The following is a 14,394-nucleotide window of genomic DNA, read 5'->3' on the forward strand; positions in this document are numbered from 1 at the left end:
AGAGACTCGCGGGATCAGAGGCCGGCGGCCTCCAGATGCTCCACCAGCAGCTGCACGCTGCGGTTGCCGCGCCACTCGTTGACATCGAGCCGGTAGACCAGCCGCACCCGCTTCACCGAGGCATCGGGCCAGCGCTGCAAGTCGACGCCAAAGGCGATGGCATCCACCGCATGGCCGGAATCCGTGGTCAACATCATCTTGAGGTGCTTCTCCCCCACCAGTCGCTGCTGCACCAGCACGAATTCGCCATCGAACAGCGGCTCGGGGAAGGCCTGGCCCCAGGGGCCGGAGGCGCGGATCAGCTCCGCCAGCTCCAGACTCAGTTCATCGGGCAGCAGCTCGCCATCGGTGAGCAGTACCCCGGTCAACAGCTCAGGGGTCACCAGCGCGCCGATGACCGCCTCGAAGGCCCGGCCAAAGGCCTCGATATTGGCCTTGGGCAGGGTCAGTCCGGCCGCCATGGCGTGACCGCCAAACTTGCCCATCAGGCCGGGGTGGCGGGTGTCGAGCAGTTCCAGCGCATCGCGCAGGTGCACCCCCGGGATGGAGCGCCCGGAGCCCTTGAGCTCGGTCTCGCTGCTCTCGGCAAACGCGATGACCGGGCGGTAGTACTTCTCCTTCACCTTGGAGGCCACCAGCCCCACCACCCCCTGATGCCACTCGTCCCGGTGCAGCACGATACCCGACGGCACCTCGCCGTCACGAAAACGGATCTGCTCCAGGGTGGCCAGCGCCTCCTGCTGCATCCCCTGCTCGATCTCCTTGCGCTCCTGGTTGAGGCTGTCCATTTCGGAGGCGAGCTGGCGTGCCAGGTTGATGTCCTCGCTCAGCAGGCAGGCGACCCCGAGCGACATGTCGTCGAGCCGGCCCACCGCGTTGAGGCGCGGCCCCAGCGCAAAGCCGAGATCGGCGGCGCACAGGCGACGCCCGTCGCGGCCCGACACGTCCACCAACGCCTGGATGCCGGGGCGGCAGCGGCCAGCCCGGATCCGCTGCAAGCCCTGATGGACCAGGATGCGGTTGTTGCCATCGAGCGCTACCACGTCGGCGACGGTGCCAAGCGCCACCAGATCCAGGTAATCCGCCACGTTGGGCGCGCGCAGCCCCTGGCGCTCATACCAGCCGCTCTGGCGCAGCTGGGTGTTGAGGGCCGCCATCAGATAGAAGGCGACCCCGACCCCGGCCAGCGACTTGGAGGGGAAGTCGCAGCCATGCTGGTTGGGGTTCACTATCGCATCGGCATCTGGCAGCTCCTGGCCCGGCAAATGGTGATCGGTAACCAGTACCTGCATGCCGGCCGCCTTGGCCGCCGCCACCCCGGCGATGCTGGAGATGCCGTTGTCCACCGTGATCAGGAACTCGGCGCCACGGGCTACCGCCAGCTCGACGATCTCCGGGGTGAGGCCATACCCAAACTCGAAGCGGTTGGGCACCAGAAAATCGATGTGACGACCACCCATGGCGCGCAGGGCCAGCACGCACAGCGCCGAGCTGGTGGCGCCGTCGCAGTCAAAGTCACCGACGATGAGAATGCGTTTTTGCGCCGTCAGCGCCTCGGCCAGCAGCGGCACCGCCTGCGCCATGCCAAACAGGCGCTGGGGCGGCAGCAGCTGGCTGGCGCTGCGCTCGAGCAGAGCGGGATCTTCGACCCCGCGACTGGCGAAGATTTGACGAAGCAGCGGGTGCAGGGTGGCGGGCAGATGGGAATCATCAACTCGCGGACGACGACGGATTTGCAGGGGCATTGATGTGATCCAGTATCTTGAGCAGTTGTTCAGGGCTCTGATAACCACGCACCAGGTCGCCATTTGGCAGGACCCAGCTCGGCAGCGCCTTGATCCCGAGCCACTGGCTCAGGCCGATATGATGGGCAAGGATCTCATTACAGCCGGTCTCAGGCAAACGATCACTGAGATCCAGTGCACCGAACTGCCGGGGATCGCACCAGCGCGCCTGCGCCTCGGCCAGATCGGCAAAGGTGCCGAGCACCGGCAACAGTTGCACGCTGACCCCCCTCGCCTGCAGGACCGGCAACTCTGCCAGGGTGGTGCGACAGCTGCTGCAGGCGAGATCGGTGAACAGGGTGACGCGATGGCGCTCCTGCTCGGCCCGCAGCTGTACCCGCCGCTCGCCGATCTGCGCCAGGGCCAGTTGCCGCTGCTGACGCAGCCCCAGCATGGTGAGGTTTTTCATGTCGTGGGCCAGATCCAGCATGGTGCCCTGCAGCACATAGTCGCCCCTGGCGTCGGTATAGAGCAGCCCCTGGGCGGTGCCCAGCATGTAGAGACCGGGCATGGGGGTCTCGTCCACCAGATAGACCTGTACCCCGAGCCGTTGCTCTATGGTCTGCTTCAACAGTTGGGGATCCATCCCCGCGCTGGCGGCAAAAGAGCCCAGCAGCATCATTCCCAGCAGTAAATACTTCACTCTTTTACTCACTTGGCATGAACGAATGGACTCACAAGGTAACTCAGTGAATATTCTCTCCTCAACCGCTTAATTATCGATTGATTAATAAGCAGGGCCGCAAAAAATCCCGATCTGACAGGTTGCCAATCGGGCAAAGGCCCAGCAAGCTAACCGGGACGACAGGAAACACGACGGTCATCCTCTGTTTTCCTGAAGCTTTATTATTCAAATACCGGTACGGCACTGGCCGTACCTTGCCCATTTTTGGAGGGGAAAATGAGTCTGATTCAAGAGTTCAAGGCCTTTGCGTCCAGAGGCAACGTGATCGACATGGCGGTCGGTATCATCATTGGTGCCGCCTTCGGCAAGATAGTCTCCTCCTTCGTCGGGGACGTGATCATGCCACCCATCGGCCTGATCCTGGGGGGCGTGGACTTCAGCGACCTCGCCGTGACCCTGAAGGCCGCCGAGGGGAGCACCCCGGCCGTGGTCATCGCCTACGGCAAGTTCATCCAGACCATCATCGACTTCCTGATCATCTCCTTCGCCATCTTCATGGGGCTGAAGGCCATCAACACCCTCAAGCGCAAGCAGGAAGAGGAAGCGGCTCCGGCCGGCCCGACCAAGGATCAGGAGCTGCTGACCGAGATCCGCGATCTGCTCAAATCCCAGCAGGGAAAATAAGCGCCAGCTCCTGTCGTGTATTTGAAAAAAACCGCCTTCTGGCGGTTTTTTGTTGCCGGTCAGGCGCGCGGATGGTGCTGGCCGTGCAGCGCCTTGAGCCGCTCGTTGGCCACGTGGGTGTAGATCTGGGTGGTGGAGAGATCCGCGTGGCCCAGCAGCATCTGCACTACTCGCAGATCGGCGCCGTGGTTGAGCAGATGGGTGGCGAAGGCGTGGCGCAGGGTATGGGGGGAGAGCTCGCCCTGGATGCCGGCGCGCTGGGCATAGAGCTTGATGCGGTGCCAGAAGGTCTGACGGGTCATCATGCGCGCCTGCTTGGAGGGGAACACCACGTCCGAACTGGTGCCGCCGAGCAGCAGGGTACGCGCCTCCCGGTAGTAGCGCTCCAGCCAGTACACCGCCTCCTCCCCCATGGGGACCAGTCGTTCCTTGTTGCCCTTGCCGACCACCCGCACCAGCCCCTGGCGCAGGCTGACATGCTCGGCGGTCAGCCCCACCAGCTCGGAGACCCGCAGCCCGGTGGCGTAGAGCAGCTCGAGCATCGCCTTGTCCCGCAGCTCCAGCGGCTCGTCCACCAGCGGCGCTTGCAACAGCGCCTCCACCTCGGCTTCGCTGAGATCCGATGGCAACTTCTTGGGCAGCTTGGGCCCCTCCAGCAGCACGGTGGGGTCGTCGCTGCGCAGCTTCTCCCGGTTGAGATACTGGTAGAAACGGCGCAGGGCCGACAGGAAGCGGGCCGTGCTGCTGGCCGCAAACTGCTGGTCCACCCGCCAGGCGAGATAGTGCTGGATGTCGTCCAGCCCCGCCAGCAGCAGGGAGCCGCCCTGCTCGTCGAGCCAGAGGGCAAATTTTTCCAGATCGGTGCGATAGGAGCTGACCGTGTTGTCGGAGAGACCCCGCTCCAGCCAGAGGGCGTCCAGAAACGGCTCGATCAGGGGATGGGATTCAGACTTGCTCATGGTGCGCCGCGCTCAGGGGAAACATGGCCCATTGTAACGTGCCGACCCACCGCCGCCGCAAGTTGCCGTTGTCCATCGCCCGCCAGGCGGTGAAGCGCGCCGGGCAATCTGCTAGACTGACGCCCTCCCCCGGGCGCCACCCTGCGGTTGCCCGCTCCCATTGCCGACTGCGATCAAGAGAAGAGCGATGAAGATAGGTTTGTTTTACGGCTCTACCACCTGCTACACCGAGATGGCCGCCGAGAAGATCCGCGCCCTCATTGGCCCCGAGCTGGTTGATCTCCACAACATCAAGGATGTGCCCCTCACCCTCATGCAGGAGTACGACATCCTGATCCTGGGCATCTCCACCTGGGACTTTGGCGAGCTGCAGGAAGACTGGGAATCCCGCTGGGAAGACATTCAGGATGTCGAGCTGGAAGGCCGCATCATCGCCCTGTTCGGCATGGGCGATCAGCTGGGTTACGGCGAATGGTATCAGGATGCCCTCGGCCTGCTGCACGATCAGCTGGTCCCCAAGGGGGTCAAGCTGGTGGGCTACTGGCCCAACGAGGGGTACGAGTTCGATGCCTCCAAGGCGCTGATCGACGATGGCCGTCACTTCGTCGGGCTGGCGCTCGACGACGCCAATCAGTACGACCAGACCGAATCCCGCATCGAGCAGTGGGTCGACCAGATCCTGAGCGAGATCCACGAGCTGCTGTGAGCCAGCAACCACACAGGGTTGCCTGATACAACTGGCGATGGCCCCCAGCCATCGCCCTCTCCCCGCATGGCATGACGACGACGGCCTGGTGAAAGGCCCCCTTGAACAAACGTCAGCGGCGACGCTTCCCTGACTACCGGCGGCTGGGTGTCGGGCCGCCGGGCGCATAAATCGCACCGATTTTCTCAATCGGTATCATCGCATGACGCTATAGCGACTTTTTTGTGCTGGTCTGCAACAATGGAAACGGTACCCCATAACAATCACAGCCGGGTATCGGAAGCAAACGGACAGACCAGAATAAGGAAATTCTATGACCCCATTCTCCCTGTTGGCCCCCGCCATCGCCCGCGACGTGCTCGATCACGCGCTGGCGCTGGGTGCCGACTTCGCCGAGCTGTTTGTGGAGCGCAAGCGCCGCAGCCAGCTCAGCCTGCTCTCCAGCCAGATAGAAAACATCAGCGGTGGCCTCGATTTCGGCATCGGCGTGCGCCTGTGCTACGGCCACAAGGTGCTCTATGGCTACACCAACCTGGCCAGCCGCGATGAGCTCTTGCGCATCGTCAGCCTGCTGGCGGCCAAGGACCGGCGTGACCCCGTAGTGACCGCCACCGCCTTCGATTTCAGTCGCCTGAGCGATCGCAACCCGGTGGCCTTGCCGCTGTCGGCCGACAAGCTGCTGGAACAGAAGATCGCCTACCTGCACGCCATGGATGCCGCGGCCCGCGCCGAGAGCACCAAGGTGAGCCAGTTTGCCGGCAACGTGCTGGGCTGGGAGCAGGAGGTGGAGATCTTCAACAGCGAAGGGGTGCAGGTGAGCGATCGCCGCCACTACAACCGCATCATGGCCCAGACCATCGCCGCCCTTGGCAGCGAACAGAGCGTGGGTTACGAAGCCCCCGGCGCCATGATGGGCTGGGAACACGCCGCCGGCGTGGATCCCCGCGAGCTGGCCCTCACCGCCACCCGCCAGGCGCTGGTGAAACTGGGCGCCGCCCCCTGCCCGAGCGGCAAGCTGCCGGTCATCATGGAGAGCGGCTTTGGCGGCGTCATCTTCCACGAGGCGTGCGGCCACCTGCTGGAGACCACCTCGGTGGCCAAGAAGGCCTCGGTGTTCCACGACAAGATGGGCCAGCTCATCGCCAATCCGGCGGTCAGCGCGGTGGACGAGGGGCTGCAGGGCAACGCCTGGGGCTCCATCAACGTCGATGACGAGGGAATGGCGACCCAGCACACCCAGCTCATCAAGGATGGCGTGCTCACCGGCTTCCTGGTGGACCGGATGGGGGCCCTGCGCACCGGCTACGCCCGTACCGGTTCCGGGCGGCGCGAATCCTACAAGTTCGCGCCAGCCTCGCGCATGCGCAACACCTACATCGAGCCGGGCCATCACAGCCTGGACGAGATGCTGGCGACCGTGGAGCACGGCATCTATGCCAAGCGGATGGGGGGCGGCTCGGTGCAGCCCGGCACCGGCGAGTTCAACTTCAACGTGCAGGAGGCCTACCTCATCGAGGGGGGCAAGATCACCCGGCCCCTCAAGTCGGCCACCCTGATCGGCACCGGCCCGCAGGTATTGAAGGAGATCTCCATGGTGGGGCGCGATCTGGCCCTCTCTGCCGGCATGTGCGGCTCGGTCTCCGGCTCGATCCCGGCATCCGTCGGCCAGCCGCCGCTCAAGGTTGACAACATTCTGGTGGGGGGGAATGCCTGATGAGCCAACTCGACATGAACCAACTGCTTGCCCGCCTGCTGGACCAGGTCGCCGATCTCGGTGCCGAAGCGGACATCATCGCCAACCAGGACAAGGCCTTCTCCCTCAAGGCCGACAAGGGCGAACTCAGCGAATACAAGGTCACCAGCAGCCAACAGATCGGCATTCGGCTGATAAAAGAGGGCCGGGTCGGCATCGCCTATTCGGAGTCCCTCGACGAGTCGGCACTGGCCGCCATGCTGCAGGATGCGCTGGATGCCAGCCGCTTCGCCAAGGTGGACCCGGATCAGACCATCGCCGTGCAGCAGAGCCGGCTCACCACCGACTGCGCCGAGATCAATCAGCCCGACACCACCCCCGTGGAGGAGAAGATTGCCCTGGCCCTGCGCCTCGAGTCGGACATGCTGGCGCTGCCGGACGTGACCGGCGCCCCCTACAACAGCTTCTTCGAGGGAGAAGGCCGGCTGTGGCTCGCCAATAGCCAGGGCAGCCTCTGCCAGCATCAGGCGTTCAGCGTCGGCTGCTACAGCTCCGCCCTCATCGAGCGCGACGGCCGTCAGTCCATGTTCTCTCAGGGGCAGTATGAACGCCGCTTCGATGCGCTGGACAGCCAGACCCTGATCCGCCAGATCCACGCCGTGGCCGACGGCCTGCTGGCGGGAGAAGCGGTGCCGAGCGGCCACTACAGCGCCATCTTCGACACCAATGCCCTGGCCAGCCTGCTCGGCTGCTTCCAGGCCGCGCTGTCGGGCAAGTGGGCCCAGCAGGGGATCAACCCCTGGCGCGACAAGCTGGGCCAGTCGGTGGCCTCCCGCTGGCTCACCCTGGAGAGCCGGGCCTATATGCCAGGCGGCATGCACATCAAGGCCTTCGATGGCGAGGGTGCCCCCACCCGGGATCTGCTGCTGATCGGCGAAGGGGAGCTCAGAACCCTGCTGCACAACAGCGCCACCGCCCACCACTTCGGCCTGGCCAGCAACGGCTCGGCGGCGCGCAGCGCCCGCAGTGCGCTGGACGTCAGCCCGCGCCACCTGGTGTTCGGGCTCGGCCCCCACAGCGAGGCCGAGGCGCAAGGCGGCGAGTACCTGGAGCTGGTCAAGCTGGACGGCCTGCACTCCGGCGCCGATGCGGTGAGCGGCGACTTCTCGTTCGGCGCCTCCGGCTTCCTGTGCCGGGACGGCGTGCGGGTGGCGCCGGTGCGTGGCATCACGGTGGCGGGCAACTTCTATCGCCTGCTGGGTGAGCTGGAAGCGGTCGCCAACGTGCTGCACCACGACGATGGCAAGAGCTTCTATGCCCCGCTCATCCGTTTCGGCGGTCTAAGCATCGCCGGCAAGTAGCCACCGATGGATGACCAGGAGCATCATGCTCCTCCATCCGTCCGCTTCGGCGGGCTGAGCATTGCAGGCAAGTAGCCGCCGATGGATGACCAGGAACATCATGCTCCTCCATTCGTCCGCTTCGGCGGGCTGAGCATTGCAGGCAAGTAACTGTATATCGTGGGGAAAAACCCTCCAGTTCCCCACCCAAAAGCGGCGCCATCAGGCGCCGCTTTTTTAGCTCTGGCGCCCCTCATGGGCTGCTCCTAACCTCTAGGAAGCTGCCTGCGAGCTGCCGCCAGAGGCCGTCAGCAAGGAACAGAGCCGCCGGTCGCATCGGCCGGAACATGCTGGAGATCACCAAGATGGACAATACCTTGGTCTGGGCCGACATTCCGACACGGGATCTGGATCGCGCCATGGCCTTCTACTCGGCCCTGCTCGACGTGCCGGTCACGCCGATACAGGAGGAGATCCGCTTCGCCATGCTGCGCCACGATGGCAACAACGCGGCGGCCTGTCTCGGCCCCATGGACAAGTACCACCAGCCGGGACACACGGGCCCCCTCATCTACCTCGCCCTTGGCAAGCGCCTGCAGGAGGCTGAACAGCTAGTGCCCAAGATCGGCGGACGGGTGCTCGAGCCCCTGCACAGCATCGGCAGCGGCCATGGCTCCCGGGTCATCATCGAAGATACCGAGGGCAACTGGCTGGCCCTCTACGCGCCTCCCGCCAGCTGATGACCGGTGGCAGAGCCAGAAACAACAACGGCGACCTCATGGTCGCCGTTGTGCATTAGCCTGTCTCCCCGGTCATCAGACCTGCGGGTTGAGACGGGTCGGCATGCCGGTACGCTGTTCCAGCACCTGCTTGACCACATTGGAGTCGCTGTCCATGTGGGCGATGAAGCGGGTGGTGGCCTGGGTCATGGGCAGCGGCACGGAGGCGGTGGAGTTGAACTCCTCCTCGTTGCGTGACAGCGGCTCGTGCACTTCCATGTAGCGACCGCCATCCGGCTCGACCGTGGTCTTGACCGGCTGGTTGACGAACTGGACGCGAGTGCCGACCGGCACGTTGTCGAACAGGTACTTGATGTCGTCGGCGCGCAGACGCACGCAGCCGCTGCTCACCCGCAGACCGATGCCGAAGGTGGCGTTGGTGCCGTGAATGGCATACAGGTTGCCGATGTAGAGCGCGTGCAGGCCCATGGGGTTGTCCGGACCGGCCGGCCAGACCGCCGGCAGGGTCTTGCCCTGGGCGGCGTAGCGGCGACGGATGTTCTCGGTCGGGGTCCAGGTCGGGTTGGCGCGCTTGCGCTCCACCTTGGTGATCCAGTTCTCCGGGGTGTTGACCCCCAGCTGGCCGATGCCGATGGGCAGCACCTGCACCACGTTCTTGCCTTTCGGGTAATAGTAGAGACGCATCTCAGCCACGTTGATGACGATCCCTTCGCGGGGAGCGTTGGGCAGGATCAGCTGATGGGGGATGACCAGTTTGCTGCCCGCCTTGGGCAGGTAGGGGTCGACACCCGGGTTGGCTTCCATGATGTTGGTCAGACCCAACTGGAAGTCGGAGGCGATCTGCTCCAGCGGACGGTTGTCCGCGGGTACCACGTACTCCTGGTTCTCACCGATCAGACGGCTGTTGGCTGCAGGCAGCTGGTATTCAACGGCGGCGGCCTGCTGGCTGACCAGCGCCAGAGTACATAAAAGAGCCGAAGCGGCAGTGCGAAGGGGATTCATAAAATTCCTGTGTGGTTTCCTGTACCAAGTTGGCCGACGGCCATTTCATCCTCGGTCTGGCCCGTGACGAGTCACCTTGCGTCCGAGGTCGATTACCGAGCGCGCATTCTTTCCTGAGTCGACCAAAAATTCAACGTCGGGATCGCTCTTTTTGCATGAAAAAGCGCATCCGGCGCCGCTGACGCCGCCTCTTGTCACCCTTCCCACCCTAGCAGCCACAAACTGAGCGCAAGCTGAACAACAGGGAGGCCATCGAGCCCCCCTGTTTCATCACGGGATCACCCTTGCCCGCCGAGCAGGGCCGTCACCGCCCCGGCGATGGCGGCGCGGGCATCGAGCATGGCCATCTCGTCGGCCAGCAGCCGGGCCCTGGCCCGATAGCGCGGCTCGTGCACCAGCTTGCGCACCGCCGCCGCCACCGCGTCCACCGTCGGCTCGTTGCTGTGCAGATTGATGCCGGCACCGCTCCACGCCACCCGGGTGGCCACCTCCGCCTTGTCCTCCCCGGTGCCCGCCACCACCAGCGGCACCCCGTGGGCCAGCGCGGCCTGTACCGAGCCATAACCACCGTTGGTCACCAGCACGGCGGCGCGGGGCAGCGCCAGCTCGAACGGCACGTGTTCTGTAACGATGGCATTGGCCGGGACGGCGGCGCCCAGCCGCGCCGGATCCCGCCCGCCGGTGGTCAGCAGCAGTTGCAGCTCGTCGCCGGCCAGCCCCAGCATGGCCGGCAGCAACAACTGCCCCAGATCCACGTTGGCCAGGGTGCCCTGGCTGACGATGACCAGCGGCCGCTCATCGAGCCGCTCCCACCAGGGCGGCGGCGTCAGCTCAATCCGGGGTGGCAGCAGCGGGCCGACATAACGGATCACCCCCTCCAGCTCCGGTCGCTCGTATTCAAAGCCGGCGCAGGAGAGCTGCAAAAAGGCATCGGGGGCCGTCACCATCACATCGGTGAAGGGGGCCGTCAGCGGCGGCGCCCCCGCCTCGGCCAGCGCGGCATCGAAGCTCTGCTGTACCTCCCTTTGCAGTTGCCGGGTCGGCTCATCGAGCCAGGGCAGCTCGCCAAGGGAGCGGCGCAGCTCGGGCGGAATGCGCGGGCCGTAGAAGATGGCGTCCGGACTCGAGAAGGAGACCGGGTTTACCCCCAGCATCAGGATCGGCACCGGCCGGCCATAAGGCTGCTGCAACAGCGGCAGTACGCCGTAGAAGCCGTTCTCCACCAGCAGCAGATCCACCCCCTTTGCCGCGATCAGCGCCCGCAGATGGCTGTCGTGCTGCGCCATGGGGGCGGCGAAGAAGCGCTTGAGCGCCAGCGCCATCTGGGCGGTACCGCTCAGGCTGGCCCGCTCGGGGAAATGCCGCTCCAGCGCCCGGTAGTCAAAGTCCACCTCGGGGGCGAAGGGCACGAATTCGGCGCCGGCTGCGCGGATGCGCTGCTCGAACAGGGCACCGCACAGCATCAGCACTCTATGCCCCTGCGCCACCAGCAGACGGGCCGCCGCCAGCATGGGATTGACGTGGCCCGGGGTGGCGGTGGCCGCCAGCAAAATGGTCGCCATCACGCCGCCCCTTGCGGCGCCAGCGCCGGGTTGAGGCAGACCGGGCTGGCCTGGATGTGGACCCGCTGGATGTGGCGCGCGGAGCGGGCGGTGAACCCCTCGCGGCCGTGCAGCAGGCCGAGGTTGTCGGCGATCACCACGTCCCCCCTTTGCCACTGGTGGGCATAGAAGTAGCGCGGGTCGTAGAGCCGCTGGTGCAGATCCTGCAGGAAGGCGGCCTGCTCGGCCGGTGCCACCCCCTCAATCTCGAGGGCATGCTGATTGAGAAAACGCACTCCCTCGCGCGGCGGCTCGTTGTAGCGCAGCACCGTCTCGCCGCTCACCGGGTGGGGCACCAGCAGCGGCGAGCGCACCTGGCCGCCGTAGTGCACCACCTGCTTGATGCGATAAGTGATGTGCACCCGCTCCCAGCGGGCCAGCCGCTCGCCGTCGAGCTCGCTGAGCAATTGGCGGGTATTGATGAAGGTGGTGTGCCCCCCTTCGTCCGCCGCCGGCGCGTGCACGCAGTGAAACAGCTGGAACTCGGGCAGGGTCGGCTTGTACATGCCGTCCCAGTGCAGCGGCACATAGCTGGAGTCGAAGATGTGGTCGGTGGCGTTCTCGTGCTCCTTCACGTCCAGCACGGCGCCGAAGGGCCACATCATGATCTCGCCCCACCCCTCGCCGTAGCGGGTCAGCCGCTCGGGATCGGTGAAGCCGGACTCGAACCCGCGCAGGATCAGCACGCCGTGGCGGCGGGCCAGCTCGCGCAGCGCTTCGATAGCCAGGCTCTGCACCGGCTGGGCGCTGCGGGCCGGTTCAATCAGCAGGCCGAACGGGGCCTGTGGCAGGATGCGGCAGCGCTCGCCGCCGAGGGTAACGATGGATGCAGTCATGGGAAACTCCTCAGGCGGCGGCCTGCTTGCCATTGATCAGGTAGTGGCTCGGACGGCCGTGGATGTGGACCAGCTCATGCTCCATCGCCAGTACGTCGCGCCGCTTCATCAGCACGAACTGGCCATCCAGGTTGGCCGCCACCCCGTGCCAGGGGGTGAGCCAGTCATCCCGGGTCGGCAGCATGTGGATGCCCATCTTCAGGCTGTGGCTCGCCTGGGGATGGATGGAGAGACGGATCGCCTCGGGGAAGCGCTCCGCCAGCAGGTTGCCCCAGGCGCGGCTGCGCTGGATCACCGCATGGGTGCGCGCCTTGGCATCCCGCTGCAGCGCCGTGTTGGAGAGCGGGGTGTCGGGCAGCTGGCTGTCTTCATAGAGGAAGCGGGTCATGGCGCGATAGAGGCGAATGCCCTCCTCGGTGCTTCTCACCTCTTCCGTGATCTGTGCCAGCGGCTCGGCATAGCGTTCGACCAGTTGCTCGCGCAGGGTGTCGAAGTCGCGGCTGGCGCAAAACTCGGCCATGCCAGCCACCATCCCTAAGTGGAAGACCCCGAGGTGGGTCGCCCCCAGCTCCAGGATCAGCTGCTCGATGTGGGCCTGATAAGCGTCGATGGCCGGGTCCGCCACCCGGATGAGGTCACCGAACACGTGGCCGTCCGAGCAGATGAGGATCCGCATGCCGGGCGCATAGTGCAGCTGGATGCGCTGGCAGAGGTGATTGAGAAAGCTGAGGGAGAGCCGCTCCGCCATGTCCGGCAGGGTGCCCAGCACCTTGTTCGGATTGGGTGACTTGGTGGGGAAGGCGGGCAGCACGCAGGTGATGGCCTCGCCCCGCTCGATGAAGGCCTGCAGACGGGGGATCTGGATGGCGGCCACCTCGGCTTCCTCCTGCTGCCGATCCAGAATGGGATCGGGGAAGCGGCGGCGATAAGGCAACAGCTCGGCAAATATATTTTGGGCAATATGATGGGAAGATAAACCACTCATTATTCCGGCTCCTTTGGCAGGATTAAAATCAATAAAGATGACTCTTTATCAATGCGTCCAGTCTCTGTCGTTATTATTTTTGTATCCGTTTGCTACCCAAACGAATCGAGAGGGGACAGTAGCCGAGATGAAGTCAGGCTATCAATTCGCCATTGATGTAAACAGATTCAACCCGCAGCGAATAATCTATTTCGCATAAGTTAAGCTGAACTATGCATATGAATAAAAACAGATTTTATTTAAATTGATGCGTATCAAATATCACCAGTCAGAAAAGTTCCCCAACCGCTTTATTATTCAGTCACAAATTGACTCGTGAATTATTTAGCACAACTTAATAGTGATATTTTTTCATGGCGGCAATCCTGACCATTTCGCTGTAAATATCGCAAATAATTATCCAGCTACATATTAAGCAGACAAACAGAGTGCAGCCACCGCCGCGCAAGAGGGGGAATGACCGGGCGAAATGACGCGTCGCAGATCTGCTGCGCCATCGCCATGCGCTTTCATGGTGGCGACCCCGACCGGGGCCGCAATGGCTCACAGAGAGCTCCGAGCCGAGCCTAAACGCTCCCTAGATAGTCGAGGGCCGCCTGCCAGCCCATCTGGTAACCCTGCTCCAGCCGCCCCCGGTCGGTGGTCATGCGGCCGACCCGAAAACCCGCTGGCGGCACTATGACCCGGATGCGGCAATCGGCCGGCGGCTGGCGGATGAAGTCGATGGCATCGTTGTAGCTTTGATGGCGCGACAGGCTGGCGCGAGCCAGGGCCGGCGTCTCGCGCAGCAGGTAGCGATGCAGGGCGGGCAGGCGCGGCGCCCGCTTGCGATAACCCAACGGGCGGGAGAGCACCACAGTGATGTCGCGCGCCCCCTGCTCATAGGCGTGGCGCACCGGAATGGAGTCGGCCACCCCGCCGTCCGTCATGGCCTCCCCGTCGATGCGCACGAAGTCCCGGTAGACCAGCGGTACCGAGCAGGAGGCCTTGATCTGCTGCTCCAGCTCGGCGGCATTGGCCTTGAGGTAGGCGGCCTGGCCGTCCGCTACCCGGGTGGTCACCACGGTCAGCGGCACCGGATTGGCGGCAAAGCGCGCCAGATCGAGCCGGCACTCGCGGATGGTGATCGCCCACAGCCAGTCGAGATCGAGCCAGTGGCCACCGCGCAAGAACTTGGCCAGGTTGATGAACTCGGGACGGCAGGAGTAGTCGGTGATGACGTTGTGGTTGCGCCCCTGCTGACCGGCCAGAAAGGCCGCCAGATTGACCGCCCCGGCCGATACCCCGATGCAGTGATCAAACGCCGTGCGGCCCTTGGCCAGAAACGCATCCAGCACCCCGGCGGCGAAAATGCCGCGCATGGCGCCCCCCTCGACCACCAGGGCCGTCTGTCGCCGACTCATCTCGCCTCCCCGTTTTGCTCTGTGAATGGTCTCACA

13 protein-coding genes are annotated in these 14,394 nt (G+C 64.6%); 5 read left to right on the forward strand and 8 right to left on the reverse strand.

Annotated features, from left to right (window positions below):
* Window positions 1-14: 14 nt before the first annotated feature.
* On the reverse strand, window positions 15-1,745 hold the full coding sequence (gene recJ / locus ACPW75_RS14920; RefSeq protein ID WP_077096524.1) for a single-stranded-DNA-specific exonuclease RecJ: 1,731 nt from the start codon (window positions 1,743-1,745) through the stop codon (window positions 15-17).
* The gene (locus ACPW75_RS14925) at window positions 1,711-2,427 is read right to left on the reverse strand and encodes a disulfide isomerase DsbC N-terminal domain-containing protein (protein WP_017409263.1); all 717 of its coding nucleotides are present in this window, start codon (window positions 2,425-2,427) and stop codon (window positions 1,711-1,713) included. The genes recJ and ACPW75_RS14925 overlap by 35 nt, the downstream gene beginning before the upstream one ends.
* 258 nt (window positions 2,428-2,685) lie before the next feature.
* Here ACPW75_RS14925 and mscL point away from each other — a divergent pair, with 258 nt between their 5' ends.
* A complete protein-coding gene (gene mscL / locus ACPW75_RS14930; RefSeq protein WP_017409264.1) occupies window positions 2,686-3,093 on the forward strand; it encodes a large-conductance mechanosensitive channel protein MscL in 408 nt (135 codons plus the stop codon).
* A gap of 59 nt (window positions 3,094-3,152) precedes the next feature.
* On the opposite strand, the gene xerD is transcribed toward mscL, so the two are convergent.
* Window positions 3,153-4,052: a site-specific tyrosine recombinase XerD gene (xerD, locus tag ACPW75_RS14935; RefSeq protein WP_077096523.1), complete on the reverse strand. Its 900-nt coding sequence runs from the start codon at window positions 4,050-4,052 to the stop codon at window positions 3,153-3,155.
* Between the two features lie 187 nt (window positions 4,053-4,239).
* Here xerD and fldB point away from each other — a divergent pair, with 187 nt between their 5' ends.
* From fldB to ACPW75_RS14955, 4 genes are all read left to right on the forward strand, one after another.
* On the forward strand, window positions 4,240-4,758 hold the full coding sequence (fldB, locus tag ACPW75_RS14940; RefSeq protein WP_011707047.1) for a flavodoxin FldB: 519 nt from the start codon (window positions 4,240-4,242) through the stop codon (window positions 4,756-4,758).
* 313 nt (window positions 4,759-5,071) lie between these two features.
* Window positions 5,072-6,472 carry a TldD/PmbA family protein gene (locus tag ACPW75_RS14945; RefSeq protein ID WP_024944246.1) on the forward strand — a complete coding sequence of 467 codons (1,401 nt, stop codon included), beginning with the start codon at window positions 5,072-5,074 and terminating at the stop codon, window positions 6,470-6,472.
* On the forward strand, window positions 6,472-7,812 hold the full coding sequence (locus ACPW75_RS14950; protein WP_425904321.1) for a TldD/PmbA family protein: 1,341 nt from the start codon (window positions 6,472-6,474) through the stop codon (window positions 7,810-7,812). The genes ACPW75_RS14945 and ACPW75_RS14950 overlap by 1 nt, the downstream gene beginning before the upstream one ends.
* A 326-nt stretch (window positions 7,813-8,138) precedes the next feature.
* Window positions 8,139-8,531, forward strand: a complete 393-nt coding sequence (locus ACPW75_RS14955; RefSeq protein WP_029304263.1) for a VOC family protein — start codon at window positions 8,139-8,141, stop codon at window positions 8,529-8,531.
* Window positions 8,532-8,606: 75 nt separating this feature from the next.
* Here the strand turns inward: ACPW75_RS14955 and ACPW75_RS14960 are convergent, their stop codons facing one another.
* The 5 genes from ACPW75_RS14960 to ACPW75_RS14980 all read right to left on the reverse strand — a co-directional run bounded on the left by ACPW75_RS14960 (window position 8,607) and on the right by ACPW75_RS14980 (window position 14,358).
* The gene (locus ACPW75_RS14960; protein ID WP_011707051.1) at window positions 8,607-9,533 is read right to left on the reverse strand and encodes a L,D-transpeptidase family protein; all 927 of its coding nucleotides are present in this window, start codon (window positions 9,531-9,533) and stop codon (window positions 8,607-8,609) included.
* Window positions 9,534-9,811: 278 nt separating this feature from the next.
* Window positions 9,812-11,095: a nucleotide disphospho-sugar-binding domain-containing protein gene (locus ACPW75_RS14965; protein WP_077096521.1), complete on the reverse strand. Its 1,284-nt coding sequence runs from the start codon at window positions 11,093-11,095 to the stop codon at window positions 9,812-9,814.
* On the reverse strand, window positions 11,095-11,970 hold the full coding sequence (locus ACPW75_RS14970) for a TauD/TfdA dioxygenase family protein (protein WP_077096520.1): 876 nt from the start codon (window positions 11,968-11,970) through the stop codon (window positions 11,095-11,097). Before ACPW75_RS14970 ends, ACPW75_RS14965 begins: the two co-directional genes overlap by 1 nt.
* A gap of 10 nt (window positions 11,971-11,980) precedes the next feature.
* Window positions 11,981-12,955 (reverse strand): L-tyrosine/L-tryptophan isonitrile synthase family protein, encoded by a 975-nt coding sequence (locus tag ACPW75_RS14975; RefSeq protein ID WP_068982126.1) that lies wholly within the window; start codon window positions 12,953-12,955, stop codon window positions 11,981-11,983.
* Between the two features lie 566 nt (window positions 12,956-13,521).
* Window positions 13,522-14,358: a patatin-like phospholipase family protein gene (locus tag ACPW75_RS14980; protein WP_077098175.1), complete on the reverse strand. Its 837-nt coding sequence runs from the start codon at window positions 14,356-14,358 to the stop codon at window positions 13,522-13,524.
* Between the last annotated feature and the right edge of the window lie 36 nt (window positions 14,359-14,394).

The sequence above is a fragment of the Aeromonas sp. FL131 genome (assembly GCF_049860615.1).
GTDB classification, from domain to species: domain Bacteria; phylum Pseudomonadota; class Gammaproteobacteria; order Enterobacterales; family Aeromonadaceae; genus Aeromonas; species Aeromonas hydrophila.

Bases quoted from the DNA above. Each gene is read 5' to 3' on its own strand.
- recJ (WP_077096524.1), bottom strand. From the start codon at position 1,745: ATGCCCCTGCAAATCCGTCGTCGTCCGCGAGTTGATGATTCCCATCTG.
- mscL (WP_017409264.1), top strand. From the start codon at position 2,686: ATGAGTCTGATTCAAGAGTTCAAGGCCTTTGCGTCCAGAGGCAACGTG.
- xerD (WP_077096523.1), bottom strand. From the start codon at position 4,052: ATGAGCAAGTCTGAATCCCATCCCCTGATCGAGCCGTTTCTGGACGCC.
- fldB (WP_011707047.1), top strand. From the start codon at position 4,240: ATGAAGATAGGTTTGTTTTACGGCTCTACCACCTGCTACACCGAGATG.
- ACPW75_RS14945 (WP_024944246.1), top strand. From the start codon at position 5,072: ATGACCCCATTCTCCCTGTTGGCCCCCGCCATCGCCCGCGACGTGCTC.
- ACPW75_RS14950 (WP_425904321.1), top strand. From the start codon at position 6,472: ATGAGCCAACTCGACATGAACCAACTGCTTGCCCGCCTGCTGGACCAG.
- ACPW75_RS14955 (WP_029304263.1), top strand. From the start codon at position 8,139: ATGCTGGAGATCACCAAGATGGACAATACCTTGGTCTGGGCCGACATT.
- ACPW75_RS14960 (WP_011707051.1), bottom strand. From the start codon at position 9,533: ATGAATCCCCTTCGCACTGCCGCTTCGGCTCTTTTATGTACTCTGGCG.
- ACPW75_RS14965 (WP_077096521.1), bottom strand. From the start codon at position 11,095: ATGGCGACCATTTTGCTGGCGGCCACCGCCACCCCGGGCCACGTCAAT.
- ACPW75_RS14970 (WP_077096520.1), bottom strand. From the start codon at position 11,970: ATGACTGCATCCATCGTTACCCTCGGCGGCGAGCGCTGCCGCATCCTG.
- ACPW75_RS14975 (WP_068982126.1), bottom strand. From the start codon at position 12,955: ATGAGTGGTTTATCTTCCCATCATATTGCCCAAAATATATTTGCCGAG.
- ACPW75_RS14980 (WP_077098175.1), bottom strand. From the start codon at position 14,358: ATGAGTCGGCGACAGACGGCCCTGGTGGTCGAGGGGGGCGCCATGCGC.